Origin of the sequence: Pseudonocardia halophobica, assembly GCF_050948485.1 — a bacterium.
GTDB lineage: Bacteria > Actinomycetota > Actinomycetes > Mycobacteriales > Pseudonocardiaceae > Pseudonocardia > Pseudonocardia halophobica.
Genome location: NZ_CP192046.1, coordinates 3401891 through 3415355 on the forward strand (window position 1 = coordinate 3401891; position 13465 = coordinate 3415355).

The following is a 13465-nucleotide window of genomic DNA, read 5'->3' on the forward strand; positions in this document are numbered from 1 at the left end:
CGGCGCGGCCGGCCCTCAGGCCGGTTGCTCGGCGAGCCGGTGCGGGTCGGTCCGCAGCCCGTCGCGCACCAGCCGGGGCAGCGCCCGCCGGTGCCGGACCAGCTGCGCCACGCCGAGCAGCGCGTACACCCCGGAGAGCACGAGCGACACGGTGTGCACGGTCTCGGTCGGCAACGAGATCGACGTCGCGAACTGGATCGCGAACAGGACGACGAGCGCCAGCGCGCCGCGCCAGGTCAGCCCGAGCGTCACCAGGAGGCTGACCGCGAAGAAGGACTGCGTGCCGGTGAGCAGCAGCTCGACGCGCTGCTGGTCGTCGAGGGGCAGGCCGTGCAGCGAGCCCGACGCGATCGCGAACACCAGTGGGAGCGTCCCCACCAGCAGCGTCCACTGGTTGACCTTGCTGGAGAGCAGCGTACCGAGCGAGTCGCCCGCCTTGAGCCGCTTCGCGTAGAGGCAGGCGACGATCAGCTCGGGGGCCTCGCTCGCCAGCGGCGCCACCCACTGGACCAGCACGAACCGGTCGACACCCAGCTCGGACCCGGTCTGCACCAGGCCGTCGGCGAAGTGCTCGGCCGTGGCCAGGATGATCAACGCGGCGAGGCCGAAGAGCGCCCCGTAGATCCAGCGTCGGGACACGGCGGGGCGTTCGGCGACCCACTTCGCGCTGCCGTGCAGGTCGGGTTCCTCCGCGGGGAACCGGGCGAGACGGATCGCGTAGGCGACGAACACGGCGACGAGCACGAGCGTGTCGACCAGCGTGAGGGTGCTTCGCAGGGGGAGCGACAGCGAGTAGAGGGTGGCGACGCCGAGGAACACGACCTCGGCGGACAGGGTGCGCGGGAGCCGCACCCCGGCGCGGTCGCCCTCGCGCCCGCCGCCGTCGTCGTTCCGGCGGCCCCGCTTGCGCGCGGCGAGGATCGCGACCAGCACGACCAGCGGCCAGCCGATGCCGACCAGCACCCGGTTCGCGCCGGTCATGTTGGCCAGCGCCAGCGAGCAGGGGTTGCTGCCGCCGGGATCGGGCGCGCAGTGGCCCTCGGCGGCGAAGATCTCGCCCGCCCGCATGGTGAAGACGAAGTCGACGGCGTACTCGGGAAGCACCGCGAGGAGGGCCAGGATCGCCAGCGCCAGACCGGCGCTCATGTCGACCTGTGCGGCCTCGCCGGCCCAGGACAGCACGAACGCGGCACCGACGATCGCCAGCCCGTAGACGGCGACGGCGGCGGGGGCGGGGAGCTCGGGGTGCGGGAGCCCGAGGAGGCTCGCCGCGCCCAGGTAGAGGCCGGGGAGGGCGAGGACCACCGCGGCCATGAGGGCCAGGGGCGGACGGCGCCCGGGGGAGTTCGAACGCGCCACGGGTCAGCGCCCGGCCACCGGGACGAGCACGACGGGGCAGCGGGCGTGCTCGGTGCACCGCCGCGCGACGTCGTCGAGCCGGCCGCCGATGTGCCCCAGTACCAGCAGCTGGGCCGCCGTCGCGTGCGCGAGCAGCACGGTCGCGGGGTCGCCGCGCTCCGCCACGGTCCGTACCTCCACCTCGTCGCCGGTGGCCCCGAGGGCCTCGTCCAGCCAGCCCTCGTGGTCCTCGGCGAGGGGGACGACGTCGACGACCACGTCCCGCGTCCGGGCCTCGGCCACCGCCCACCGCAGGGCGGCGCGGGACTGCGGCGACCCGTCGAGCCCGACGACCAGGGCCCCGAACGGCGTCTCCGGTGCGGGCGTCGCCAGGGTCTCCGGCGGCGCGTCGGGGCGCAGGGCGTCGTGCCGGTCGCGGGGATGGAACCCGGTCTGCGGGTCGTGCTCCTCGCGGCGCCCCGGGACGTTGCCCGGGTCCGACAGGGTCGGGATCATCGCGCTCTCCTGCGGGCGTTCGATGGGCGTTCGGTGCGGCGGGTCAGTCGGACGGCTCGGCACCGGGCCCGTCCGGGGCGTCGCCGCCCGGCTCGACGTCCTGGCGGTGGGCCGGGCGGGGGTCCTCCTCCTCGTCCCGGCGCTGGTCGACGCGGTGCCCGACCACCTCCTCCTCGAGCCGGTCGACCGTCTCCTCGGTGCGGGTGGGATCGGCGGGGTCGGGGGCGTCGGCGGAGTTCTCGGGCCGCTCGGTCATCGCGTGCCTCCGTTCGTCGGAGTGGGGAAGCGCGGCGGACCGGTCGGCCCGCCGGGGTAGGTGCCGGGCCCGCGGCGGCCCCGCCTGCGGCGTTCGCGGCGGGTCGCGGCGGCGGTGCCCTCGGGATATCCGGCCTTGATCGCCCGATGCTCCGCGGCGGCCTCGACGAACGCCAGGGAGTAGAGCAGGCCGATCACCGCGCCCATCACGACGGCGGTGGCGCGGATCGCCGGGGAACCCGGGACCAGCAGGTACAGGGCCACGCCGAAGGGCGCGATCTGCACGACGGACCGGACCAGGTGCCGCAGCACCCAGGTGGGGGCGGTGACGTCGTGCAGCACCCAGGTCCGGTACCGGGCCGGCAGCCCGGCGCCGAACGCGTAGGCCAGCCAGCGCAGGGGGCCGGGGCGCACGATCTCGGTCATCGCACGGGGTACCCGGTGCAGGCGCCGCGAACCGGCGCGGGCTCAGGCGGCGAGCTCGGCATGGACGGTCTTCCCGGGGGCGTCGGCGTCGTGCAGCTCGTAGCCCCAGTCCCGGCACACCGCCTGCACCACGAGCAGCCCGCGGCCCCGGGAGGCGTGCGGGTTCCGGCCGCGCGGCTCCGGCGGCGTGGTGCACCCGTCACGCACGGACACGTGCAGCACCCCGGGCTCGCGGTGCAGCGTGATCTCGAAGGGCGTGCCGGCGTGGTCGACCACGTTCGCGACCAGCTCCGTCACGACGAGCAGCACGTCCTCGGCGGTCTCGCCCTCCACACGCCATGCCTCGAGCACCGGTCCGAGCCTCCGGCGCACGCCAGCCGGCGCGTCGGGAGCGGGGCCGTAGCTCCAGCACACGTGGCCGTCGGCGGCGTCGCCCTCCGTGGTCGCCGTCCCGATCGAGGTCATCCCGCACCCCCTTTCCCCGTCGTCACCACCAGTCGGTCGGGGGCGTACCCCCTCGGCCCCCGCGACATACGCACCCGCCGCGATCGACTTGACACCGCCTGCCACCGGCCCATCGCGCTCACCCGATCGTGTGAAACGGGAGAAAGCGGGTACAGGAGAGCGGCACCGGCCGAGGCGGGAGGAGCGACGGATGTCCGTGGCGGCGACGGTCACCGACGAGACCGAGGACTGGAACACCCGGCACCGCGCCGAGGGTCCGCTGAACCGTGCGGACCGCAACTTCGCGGAGCTGCTGCAGGAGCTCCGCGTGGTGTTCACCGGCGTGCAGATCCTGTTCGGCTTCCTGCTCACGATGTCGCTGAGCGAGCGGTTCAAGGAGCTCGACGCCATGCAGCACGCCCTGTTCGTCGCCACCCTCGCCGGCGCGGCGGCGTCGTCGACGCTGATCGTGGCGCCCGTCGCCGCGCACCGGATCCTCTTCCAGCGCAACCGCAAGCGCGAGCTCGTCCGGGCCGGGCACCGGCTGGCCATGGCCGGGCTGGGCACCCTGGCACTGACGCTGGCCGCCGGGCTGATGCTGGTCCTGGACATCGCGGTGGGGCGACTCGCGGGGATCGTCGGCACGGCCGCCCTGTTGGGCGCCACGGTGGTGCTGTGGGTGCTCGTCCCGCTGTACCTGCGCCGGGACGCTCGCGCCGCCCCTGCTCTGGCAGATCCGGAGGCCTGATCCGCGATTCGCGGGTTTCCGCGGCCCGGCCGGAGGTATCCGCCCCGCATGTCCACCAACGTTCTGGAGAGCATCGACGTCGAGGTCCCGGTCAGCACCGCGTACAACCAGTGGACGCAGTTCGAGTCGTTCCCCCGCTTCATGGGCGGTGTGGAGCGCATCGAGCAGCTCGACGACACGCGGACGCACTGGGTCACGAAGATCGCCGGGGTCCAGCGCGAGTTCGACGCGGAGGTCACCGAGCAGCACCCCGACGAGCGCGTGGCGTGGAAGTCGGTGACCGGCCCGCAGCAGGCCGGCGCCGTGACCTTCCATCGCATCGACGAGACCCACACGCGCGTCACCCTGCAGCTCGACTTCGAGCCCGAGGGTGTGGTCGAGAAGGCCGGTGACGCGCTCGGCATCGTCGGCAAGCAGGCGAAGGGCGACCTGAGCCGCTTCAAGGAGTTCATCGAGTCGCGCGGTGCCGAGGAGGGTGCCTGGCGCGGCGACGTGAACCGCACGCCGCAGCAGGGGGAGACCCCGCCTCCGCCGGCCTGACGCACGCACGAGTTCGACGGCCCGTCCCGTGTGGACGGGCCGTCCGCGTTCTCGGCGTGTGACCGGCGGCGACGCGGGGTACGTGCCCGGCATGAGCGGCACGAAGAAGTCCGACCGCAAGCCCGCCGAGCTCGGCGACGACCTGCCGGGCGCCCTGAAGCTCGCGTACAAGCCGGTCGGTCTGGTGTCCGGCATGATCGGCGGGCTGATCGCCGGGCAGGTGTTCGCCCTGGTGTGGAAGCGGGTCTCGAACGAGCCGGAGACCCCGCAGCCGCTGTCGCGCGACTACGGGACCAAGGAGGTCCTGATCGCCGCGACGCTGCAGGGCGCGATCTTCGGCTTGATCAAGACGGCGGTAGACCGGTACGGCATGAAGGCCTACCACCGGTTCGTCGACAAGCCGCGACCGGCGACGCGCTGACCCGACCGGCACGACGCCGGGGCCGGGGTCAGACGACCTCGTTGAGCTTGCCCGTGGAGACGTCGAAGACGAACCCGCGCACCGAGTCCTTGCGCGGGACGAACGGGTTGGCCCGGATCCGCGCGACGGACCGGCGCACGTCGTCGTCCAGGTCGGGGAAGGCCTCGGCGGACCACTGCGGCGTGATGCCGGTGTCGTCCTGGAGCGCCTTCGTGAAGTCGTCGTCGGTGAAGGTCAGCATCCCGCAGTCGGTGTGGTGGATGAGGATGATCTCCTCGGTGCCGAGCAGGCGCTGACTGATGGCCAGGGAGCGGATCTCGTCGTCCGTCACGACGCCGCCGGCGTTGCGGATGACGTGCGCCTCGCCCTCGTTGAGGCCGAGGATGCGGTAGACGTCCAGGCGGGCGTCCATGCAGGCCACGACGGCGACCTTCTTGGCGGGCGGCAGGGGGAGCGGGCCCGAGAAGGTCTCGGCGTAGCGGGCGTTGTTGGCGAGCAGGTCGTCCGTCACGGACATGGGGGTCTCCAGGGTTCGGCGGTGCTGTCGGCGGGGTCGCGGAGCTCGTATCCGCGACCGGGACACGAGACGGCCGCGCGGCGGCCCGCACTGCCCGGACCGGGCAGGGGCGCCTACGCGGCCCGGGGACAGAACTCGTCGAACTGGCACACGCGGCGGCTCGGCCAGAAGAACTCGAGCCGCATGCGCATCACGCGATGAGTCAACCGCACCGGGGGAGCCCCGGCAACCCGCTGCATCCCACCCGTTCGGGCCGGTCAGGGGGCCGTGTCGCGCCGCCGCCACCACCGGACCCGGGCGCCCCTCCGGTCGGCCGGGGCGACGGCCGGGCCGGGCCCGCCGGGTGACGTGGACTCGGGGACGTCGGCGCCGCTGTCGGTGCTGTCGGCGCCGGTCTCGGCGACCGCGGTCCGGCCGTAGTGCCGGGCCACCAGCCCCGTCGACAACCCGTGGATCACGATGCTGGCGACGACGGTGACCACGGTGACGGCGAGCACGAAGTCCTTCTGCGGCCCGGCCAGGTCGATGAACGCGAGCATGCCGAAGACCAGGGTCGCGATGCCTCGTGGTCCCGCCCAGCCGAGGACGAGCCGGTCCTTCGCGGAGACGTCCGTGCGGATCAGGGCCAGGACGACGGGCAGCATCCGGGCCACGGTCAGCGCCAGCAGCGCGTACAGCACGACCTGCCAGGTGATGGCCCCGCCGGCGAGGGTCTGGTTGACGATCGCGCCGAAGATGAACCACAGCGCCAGCGAGAGGAGCGTGCCGACGTCCTCGACGAGGTGCAGGGTGCCGGCCGGCAGCCGGCGGGCCGCCGGCTCGAAGAACACGCCGGCGACGAAGGCCGCGACGAAGCCGTTCCCCTCGACGAGGGCTGCGGCGCCGTAGGCGAGCAGCGGCAGGGCGAGCACCCCGATCCGCAGCGCCGACGACTGGGTCCAGCCGGCGTCGAGCGCCCGGTGCAGCACCCGCGCGGCCGCGGCACCGACGACCGCACCCGCGAGGATGGCCATGGCCAGTGACGGGAGGGCGTGCACCGCGGCGTCGGCCAGCCCCTCGCCGCCGACGGCGGTGGCCCCGGCGAGGGCGAACAGGAAGACCGGCGCGATGAGGCCGTCGTTGAGGCCGCTCTCGGCGTTGATCACCTGCCGCAGCCGCTTCGGGATCCGCCGGTCCCGGACGACGGCGATGGCGGGCGCGAGGTCGACCGGCATCACGACGGTGGCGAGCACGAGGAGGAGCCACCCGCCGGCGCCTGCGAAGAGGACCGCGCCCCCGAACCACGCCACCACGAGCGAGAGGGGCAGGGCGATCAGGAGGAGCCGCAGGGTGAGTCGCGGCTGTCGGCCCAGGATGCCGCCGGGGATCTCGGTGGCGTCGGTGAACAGCAGGATCGCCAGGATGCCCTCGACGACGTGCTCCGCCGACTCGATCTCGATGTCGAAGATGAACACGGGGTTCGGCCCCGCCGTGAGCGCGACGCCCGCCGCGAGCATCGCGAACGGCATCGTGACGCTGAACCGCGCGAGCCTGCCGGCGACGAGCGCCCAGGCGAGCAGGATCAGCATGATGACGACGAGCGCGAGCATCGGTCCCCCAGGCGTCGGCCCACCGGCGTTCGCCGGGAGTGTGGCACCCGGCTGTTCGTGGCTCCACGGCCCGGCGTGACGGGTGATCTCCGGCCGGTCTTCCGTGCGGCCCGTCCGGGTGGCATTGTGACGCTGACGTCACACTCTCATTCGGGGCCGCCCGCCGGGGCGGCCCGCTCGTCGACACGGAGGGCGCCGCGATGAAGCCGCGCATCGGCACGACCCTGGCCAGCACGACCGACGCCACGACCGTGGTCGTGGTGCGGTGGGGGGACACGGACGTGGAGGTGACCTGCGGGGGCGCGCCGATGGTGGACGCGAAGGGCCCCGAGGCGGGCACGACGCACCCGGCCGACCCTGACCAGCAGGCGGGCACCCAGATGGGCAAGCGCTACGCCGACCCCGACCTCGGCATCGAGCTGCTCTGCACCAAGGCCGGCGCGGGCACGCTCGCGGCGGGTGGTGCGCCGCTGCCGCTCAAGGACGCCAAGCCGCTGCCGGCGTCGGACTGAGGCGGCGCGGTGAACCTGTCGGTGCTGCTGGACATGGCCGCCGAGGGCTTCGGCGACCGCGTCGTGGTCGGCACCCGGGCGGAGGGGCTGACGGCCGCCCGGGTCCGGGAGCTCGCCGCGGGCGGCGCGACCCTCGTGGCCGGGGCCGGCGCGGACGCTGTCCTCTACCTGGCGGTCAACGGCCCGGCGTTCCCGGTCGCGCTGTTCACCGCGGCCCGGGTCGGGGTGCCGCTGGTGCCGGTGAACTACCGCCTGGGCGCCGCGCAGCTCGACCACCTGGTCGCGCAGCACCCCAAGGCGCTGGTGGTCGCCGACGCCGCGCAGGCCGCCGCGGTCGAGCGGGCCGGGCTGGGGTTCCGCACCCCGGCCGAGTTCCTGCGGGACGCCGCAGCGGCGGCTCCGGCGGAGGAGGGGTTCGTCGACCCGGACTCGGCCGCGGTGGTCATCTACACCTCGGGCACCACCTCGGCGCCGAAGGGCGTGGTGCTGCGGCACGCCAACCTGGTGTCCTACGTGCTCGGCACCGTGGAGTTCGCGGCCGCCGAGGAGACCGAGGCGGCGGTGATGAGCGTGCCGCCGTACCACATCGCGGCGGTGTCGAACGCGCTCACGAACCTCTACGCCGGCCGTCGGGTGCTGGTGCTGGAGGCGTTCACCCCGGCCGGCTGGGTCGACCTCGTGCGGTCCGAGGAGGTCACCAACGCCATGGTCGTGCCCACGATGCTCGCCCGGATCATGGACGAGCCGGGCCTGGACCGGGCGGTGCCGTCGCTGCGGTCGCTGGCCTACGGCGGGGCGGCGATGCCGCGCCGGATCGTCGAGCAGGCCCTGGCCGAGTGGCCGCACGTGGGGTTCGTCAACGCCTACGGGCTCACCGAGACCTCCTCGACGATCACCGTGCTCGGCCCGGACGAGCACCGGGCCGCGCTGTCGTCGTCGGACGAGGCGGTGCGGGCCCGGTTGTCCTCGGCCGGCCGGGCGGTGCCCGGGATCGAGATCGAGGTCCGCGACGGCGACGGCACGCCGGTGCCGGCCGGCACGGCGGGGCGGATCTGGGTGCGCGGGGAGCAGGTGTCCACCGAGTACGCCGGGCGCGGTTCCTCGCTCGACGGCGCGGGCTGGTTCGACACCCGTGACCAGGGCCGGCTCGACGCCGAGGGGTACCTGTTCGTGGAGGGCCGGGTCGACGACACGATCATCCGCGGGGCGGAGAACATCGCCCCGGCCGAGATCGAGGACGTGCTGCTGGCCCACCCCGACGTCGCCGACGCCGTGGTCGTGGGGGTGCCGGACGAGGAGTGGGGGCAGCGGATCGAGGCCGTGGTCGTCGCCCGCCCGGGCACCGACCTCGACGACACCGCCCTCGACGGGCTGCGCGAGACCGTCCGGGCCACCCTGCGCAGCTCGAAGACCCCCGACCGCATCACCGCCTGGCCCGAGATCCCCCGCACCCCGACCGGCAAACTGCTCCGCAGGGACGTCGTCGCCGGCCTCGCGCCGGCGGAGCAGATCCGTTGAGCGCCGGGAGGTCGCGGTGAAGATCGACACCAGCCTGCCCCTCGCCGGGCCTGCCGACCCGCGCGAGGCCGCCCGCCACGCCGAGGAGGCGGGGTACGACGGCCTGTGGGCGGCCGAGGTGAAGCACGACCCGTTCGTCGCGCTGACGCTCGCCGCGACCGTCACCGAGCGGACCGAGCTCGGCACGTCCATCGCGCTCGCGTTCGCCCGCAACCCGATGAGCCTCGCCGCCACCGCCAACGACCTGCAGGTCCTCAGCGGCGGGCGGCTGCTGCTCGGGCTGGGCACGCAGGTCAGGGCGCACATCACCCGGCGGTTCTCGATGCCCTGGTCGCAGCCGGCCGCGCGGATGCGCGAGTTCGTGCTGGCCCTGCGGGCGATCTGGGAGTGCTGGGCGGACGGCACCCGGCTGGACTTCCGGGGCGAGTTCTACTCGCACACCCTGATGACGCCGATGTTCGTGCCGGAGCCGCACGGGTTCGGCGCGCCGAAGGTGCTGCTCGCCGGCGTCGGGGAGGCGATGACGCGGACCGCGGCCGAGGTGGGCGACGGTTTCCTCTGCCACGGGTTCACCACCGAGCGCTACCTGCGCGAGGTCACCGTGCCCGCGCTGCGGCAGGGTCGCGGGGGCGAGCTCGGCGACTTCCAGCTCGTCGGGCTGCCGATGATCGCGACCGGGCGGACCGAGGAGGAGCTGGCGCGGGCGGTGGCGGGCGTGCGCGCGCAGATCGCCTTCTACGGCTCCACGCCCGCCTACCGCGGGGTCCTGGACCTGCACGGTTGGGGTGCGCTCGGCGAGGAACTGCACGGGTTGTCGAAGCAGGGGGAGTGGGAACGGATGGGAACCTTGATCGACGACGACGTGCTGAACGCGGTCGCGGTGGTGGGCGAGCCGGAGGAGATCGCCCCCGAGCTGCTCCGCCGCTACGGCGACCTCTTCTCCCGCTGCTCGCTCTACACGCCCTGGGACGCCGACGCCGCGCTCGTCACGGGGATCGCCGCCGACGTGCGCAAGGGTGCGGCCGAGGAGGGACAGGCATGAGCGTCGTCCGGACCGAGGACCGCGGCGCGGTCCGCATCGTCACGATCGACCGGCCGGAGGCCCGCAACGCCTTCGGCGGCGAGGTGATCTCGCAGCTGTACCGCGCGCTGGTCGAGGCGGACTCCGACGACGGCGTGCTCGCCGTGGTCCTGACCGGGGCCGACCCGGCCTTCTGTGCCGGCGTCGACCTCAAGCAGGCCGCGGCCGAGGGCGAGGCCTACTTCCGCCGGCACCGGGACGAGCCGGTGATCGCGCAGACCGGCCGGATGCGGAAGCCGATCATCGGCGCCGTCAACGGCGCCTGCTTCACCGGCGGCCTCGAGCTGGCGCTGGGCTGCGACTTCCTCGTCGCCTCCGAGCGGGCCGTCTTCGCCGACACCCACGCCCGGGTCGGCGTCCGGCCCGGGGGCGGGATGACGGCCCGGCTCCCGAGCGTCGTCGGGATGGCGTGGGCGCGGCGGATGTCCTTCTGCGGCGAGGTCGTCGACGCCGCGCTGGCGCTGCGGATCGGGCTGGTCACCGAGGTCGTACCGCACGAGCGGCTGCTCGACCGGGCCGTCGAGCTCGCGACCGCCGCCACCGAACCGCCCGCGGACGTGCTGCAGGCGGTCAAGCAGATGTACGTCGAGGGCTCGGGGGCGCCGGTGCAGGCGGCCCTGGAGACCGAGCGGGCCATTGCCGAGGCCGGTTCGACCGACCTGGCCGCGCTGGAGGAGCGACGGCGGGCGGTGACGGCCCGCAACCGCGCGCAGCTCGCGCGGTGAACCCCCGTCAGTGCTCCAGGACCAGGCAGAACGGGTGTCCGGCCGGGTCGAGGTAGACCCGGAAGTCCGTCCCGGGCTGCACCTCGTGCTTGCGCGCGCCGATCGCGAGGACCCGGGTCTCGCCCTCGTCGAGGTCCGGGACGTCGAAGTCGAGGTGGGCCTGCTGCGGGTGGGAGTCGCCCGGCCAGTCCGGGGGTGTGTGCCCGGGCGCGAGCTGGAAGGCGAGCGTGGCCCCGCCGCCGGCGACGAGCTCCACCCACTCGGTGCCGGGTGCCTCGTCGCCGGGGCGGATCGGCCAGCCGGTGAGCGCGGAGTAGAAGCGGGCGAGGCCCAGCGGGTCCCGGGTGTCGAGGGCGGCCACGGAGAAGGTCGCGATGCCGGTCATGCGCCGACCGTAGATCGGCGCCGGCGTCCGGCCCAGCGAGTTCCGCCGCCGTGGGGGAGGGTGGCGGCATGCACGACCGGTGGATCGACCACGCGATCTGGTGGCACGCCTACCCCCTCGGCTTCGTCGGCGCCGAGCGCGACGCGCTCCCGCCCGGCAGCCCCGTCGCGCACCGGCTCGGCCGGTTCGAGCCCTGGCTCGACCACCTCCTCGAGCTGGGGTGCTCCGGGCTGGCCCTCGGGCCCGTCCTCGCGTCGGAGACCCACGGGTACGACACCGTCGACCACTTCCGGATCGATGCCCGCCTCGGCGACGACGCCGACTTCGACGCCCTCGTCGAGGCGGCGCGCTCCCGCGGCGTGCGGCTGCTGCTCGACGGCGTGTTCAACCACGTCGGCCGCTCGTTCGCGCAGTTCCGGGCCGCCGAGGAGGGCGACGCCGACGCGCGGCGCTGGTTCCGCTGGGACGGCGACGGGCCCGCCACGTTCGAGGGGCACGGCCGGCTGGTGGCTCTGGACCACCACGAGCCCGCCGTGCAGGAGCACGTCGCCGCCGTCATGCGGCACTGGCTGGGTCGCGGCGCCGACGGCTGGCGGCTCGACGCCGCCTACCAGGTGCCGACGTCGTTCTGGCGGGCCGTGCTGCCCGGCGTGCGCGCGGAGTTCCCCGACGCCTGGTTCGCCGGCGAGGTGATCCACGGCGACTACGCCGCGGTCGTCGCCGAGTCCGGGATGGACTCGGTCACCCAGTACGAGCTGTGGAAGGCGATCTGGAGTGCGCTCAACGACCGCAACCTCTGGGAGCTCGCCCACGCCCTGGAGCGGCACTCGGCGATGGTGGAGTCGTTCGCGCCGCTGACCTTCGTCGGGAACCACGACGTCACGCGGCTGGCGAGCCGGCTGGACCGCACCGACCACATCGGGCACGCGGTGGCGGTCCTGATGACCGTCGGGGGCGTGCCGAGCGTCTACGCGGGCGACGAGCAGGCCTTCACCGGCGTCAAGGAGGAGCGCGAGTTCGGCGACGACGCCGTGCGCCCGCCCTTCCCGGACACCCCTGCCGAACTCGCCCCGTTCGGCGCCCCCGTGCAGGAGCTGCACCAGCGGCTGATCGGGATGCGCCGCCGGCACCCGTGGCTGGTCCGCGCCCGCACGACCGTCGAGCACCTCACCAACACGACGATGGCCTTCCGCTGCAGCGGTTCCGGCGGTGAGCTCGTCACCCTGCTGTCCGTCGACGACGAGCCCCGGCGTTTCCCCGACGAGCTCGGAGGGCAGACGCTGGAGGACGCGCAGGGCGGCACGCCCGACGAGGCACTCCTGCTCCCGCCGCACTCGTGGCGCGTGCTCGCCCCCTAGAGCTCTCCGGGAGGAACGATGACCGCAGTGACCGTGCTCGGGACCGGGATCATGGGCGCCGGGATGGCCACCAACCTGGCGAAGGCCGGCCTGGACACCACCGTGTGGAACCGCACGCGGGACAAGGCGCGCCCGCTCGCCGACGTGGGGGCCCGGGTCGCGGAGGACCCCGCCGGGGCGGTGTCCGGCGCGGACGTGATCGTCACGATGCTGTTCGACGCCGACTCGGTCGCCGAGGTCATGGAGCGGGCGCTCCCCGCGGCCGAGCCGGGCGTGACCTGGGTCCAGACCGCGACGGTCGGGCTCGAGGGCACCGACCGGCTGGCCGCGCTGGCCGGCGAGCACGGCGTCGCGTTCGTCGACGCGCCCGTGCTCGGCACCCGCCAGCCCGCCGAGGCCGGGCAGCTGGTGGTCCTCGCGGGCGGGCCGGCGGAGGTGCGCGACGCCGTCGCCCCGGTGTTCGACGCCATCGGCTCGCGCACGGTCTGGGTCGGCGACCGTCCGGGGGACGGGCACCGGCTCAAGCTCGTCGCGAACTCGTGGGTGCTGTCGATCGTGACCGCGACCGGGCAGGCCGTCGCGCTGGCGCAGGCGCTGGGGATCGACCCGCAGCAGTGGCTCGACTCGATCGCCGGCGGGCCGCTCGACTGCGGGTACGCGCAGCTCAAGGGCAAGGCGATGATCGCGGGCGAGTTCCCGCCCGCCTTCGCGCTCGACGGTGCGGTCAAGGACTCCGGCCTGATCGCCGAGGCGCTCGCCTCCCACGGTGTCTCCGACGGGCTCATGAACGCCATGCACGACCGCTTCGCCGCCGCTGCGGCCCGCGGGCACGCCGACGAGGACATGGCGGCGGTGCTGCACGGCTTCCGGGAGGAGTGAGCCGCGGGGAACCGTCGGGAATCGCCCGTCGTGATCACGCGTGCACGGACGGTGGAAATGTGTCCGGAATCGTGCTGCGGACCATTCGCGAAAGGGGTTACCGGTTCGTTAACATCCCTGCGGCCGTCCGGCACCGGAGGGCGCCCGGCCTAGGCTGGCCGCGCGTCGGAGCACCGGTGTGGACGGCACGGCACGGAGAAGGCGGTGGTGGGC

General features: G+C 74.2%; 17 protein-coding genes. 9 read left to right on the forward strand and 8 right to left on the reverse strand.

Annotated features, from left to right (window positions below; translation table 11 throughout):
- Positions 1–15 precede the first annotated feature (15 nt).
- From ACQP04_RS16410 to ACQP04_RS16430, 5 genes are read right to left on the reverse strand one after another with little or no spacing between them, the layout of a single operon-like run.
- Entirely contained in the window at positions 16–1314 is a 1299-nt protein-coding gene (locus ACQP04_RS16410) for a sodium:proton exchanger (protein WP_433507896.1), read from the reverse strand.
- Positions 1315–1362: 48 nt separating this feature from the next.
- Positions 1363–1854, reverse strand: coding sequence for a universal stress protein (locus ACQP04_RS16415; protein ID WP_037051083.1), 492 nt, complete (start codon positions 1852–1854; stop codon positions 1363–1365).
- A gap of 43 nt (positions 1855–1897) precedes the next feature.
- A complete protein-coding gene (locus ACQP04_RS16420) occupies positions 1898–2110 on the reverse strand; it encodes a hypothetical protein (RefSeq protein ID WP_433507897.1) in 213 nt (70 codons plus the stop codon).
- Complete coding sequence (locus tag ACQP04_RS16425; RefSeq protein ID WP_433507898.1) at positions 2107–2535, reverse strand: DUF5313 family protein; 429 nt, start codon at positions 2533–2535, stop codon at positions 2107–2109. Before ACQP04_RS16425 ends, ACQP04_RS16420 begins: the two co-directional genes overlap by 4 nt.
- A 42-nt stretch (positions 2536–2577) precedes the next feature.
- Positions 2578–3000 carry an ATP-binding protein gene (locus ACQP04_RS16430; protein WP_433507899.1) on the reverse strand — a complete coding sequence of 141 codons (423 nt, stop codon included), beginning with the start codon at positions 2998–3000 and terminating at the stop codon, positions 2578–2580.
- A 190-nt stretch (positions 3001–3190) separates the two neighbouring features.
- Here ACQP04_RS16430 and ACQP04_RS16435 point away from each other — a divergent pair, with 190 nt between their 5' ends.
- The 3 genes from ACQP04_RS16435 (at position 3191) to ACQP04_RS16445 (ending at position 4688) form a co-directional block, all read left to right on the forward strand.
- Positions 3191–3727 (forward strand): DUF6328 family protein, encoded by a 537-nt coding sequence (locus tag ACQP04_RS16435; RefSeq protein ID WP_433507900.1) that lies wholly within the window; start codon positions 3191–3193, stop codon positions 3725–3727.
- A gap of 48 nt (positions 3728–3775) precedes the next feature.
- On the forward strand, positions 3776–4267 hold the full coding sequence (locus tag ACQP04_RS16440) for an SRPBCC family protein (RefSeq protein WP_433507901.1): 492 nt from the start codon (positions 3776–3778) through the stop codon (positions 4265–4267).
- Positions 4268–4358: 91 nt separating this feature from the next.
- Positions 4359–4688, forward strand: coding sequence for a DUF4235 domain-containing protein (locus ACQP04_RS16445; RefSeq protein WP_197040806.1), 330 nt, complete (start codon positions 4359–4361; stop codon positions 4686–4688).
- Between the two features lie 28 nt (positions 4689–4716).
- On the opposite strand, the gene ACQP04_RS16450 is transcribed toward ACQP04_RS16445, so the two are convergent.
- Together ACQP04_RS16450 and ACQP04_RS16455 are read right to left on the reverse strand one after the other, a co-directional pair.
- On the reverse strand, positions 4717–5205 hold the full coding sequence (locus ACQP04_RS16450) for a beta-class carbonic anhydrase (RefSeq protein ID WP_433507902.1): 489 nt from the start codon (positions 5203–5205) through the stop codon (positions 4717–4719).
- Positions 5206–5462: 257 nt separating this feature from the next.
- Positions 5463–6794 carry a cation:proton antiporter domain-containing protein gene (locus ACQP04_RS16455; protein ID WP_433507903.1) on the reverse strand — a complete coding sequence of 444 codons (1332 nt, stop codon included), beginning with the start codon at positions 6792–6794 and terminating at the stop codon, positions 5463–5465.
- Positions 6795–6994: 200 nt separating this feature from the next.
- Here ACQP04_RS16455 and ACQP04_RS16460 point away from each other — a divergent pair, with 200 nt between their 5' ends.
- The 4 genes from ACQP04_RS16460 to ACQP04_RS16475 are packed head-to-tail and all read left to right on the forward strand — an operon-like array spanning position 6995 to position 10630.
- Positions 6995–7306: a hypothetical protein gene (locus tag ACQP04_RS16460; protein ID WP_037051076.1), complete on the forward strand. Its 312-nt coding sequence runs from the start codon at positions 6995–6997 to the stop codon at positions 7304–7306.
- A gap of 9 nt (positions 7307–7315) precedes the next feature.
- Positions 7316–8824, forward strand: coding sequence for a class I adenylate-forming enzyme family protein (locus tag ACQP04_RS16465; RefSeq protein WP_433507904.1), 1509 nt, complete (start codon positions 7316–7318; stop codon positions 8822–8824).
- A 16-nt stretch (positions 8825–8840) separates the two neighbouring features.
- The gene (locus tag ACQP04_RS16470) at positions 8841–9866 is read left to right on the forward strand and encodes a TIGR03617 family F420-dependent LLM class oxidoreductase (RefSeq protein WP_433507905.1); all 1026 of its coding nucleotides are present in this window, start codon (positions 8841–8843) and stop codon (positions 9864–9866) included.
- Positions 9863–10630 (forward strand): enoyl-CoA hydratase, encoded by a 768-nt coding sequence (locus ACQP04_RS16475; protein ID WP_433507906.1) that lies wholly within the window; start codon positions 9863–9865, stop codon positions 10628–10630. The genes ACQP04_RS16470 and ACQP04_RS16475 overlap by 4 nt, the downstream gene beginning before the upstream one ends.
- Positions 10631–10637: 7 nt before the next feature.
- On the opposite strand, the gene ACQP04_RS16480 is transcribed toward ACQP04_RS16475, so the two are convergent.
- The gene (locus ACQP04_RS16480) at positions 10638–11015 is read right to left on the reverse strand and encodes a VOC family protein (RefSeq protein ID WP_433507907.1); all 378 of its coding nucleotides are present in this window, start codon (positions 11013–11015) and stop codon (positions 10638–10640) included.
- Positions 11016–11083: 68 nt separating this feature from the next.
- Between ACQP04_RS16480 and ACQP04_RS16485 the strand changes: the two genes are divergently transcribed.
- On the forward strand, positions 11084–12373 hold the full coding sequence (locus ACQP04_RS16485) for an alpha-amylase family protein (RefSeq protein ID WP_433507908.1): 1290 nt from the start codon (positions 11084–11086) through the stop codon (positions 12371–12373).
- Positions 12374–12391: 18 nt separating this feature from the next.
- The gene (locus ACQP04_RS16490) at positions 12392–13252 is read left to right on the forward strand and encodes an NAD(P)-dependent oxidoreductase (RefSeq protein WP_433507909.1); all 861 of its coding nucleotides are present in this window, start codon (positions 12392–12394) and stop codon (positions 13250–13252) included.
- Positions 13253–13465: the final 213 nt, after the last annotated feature.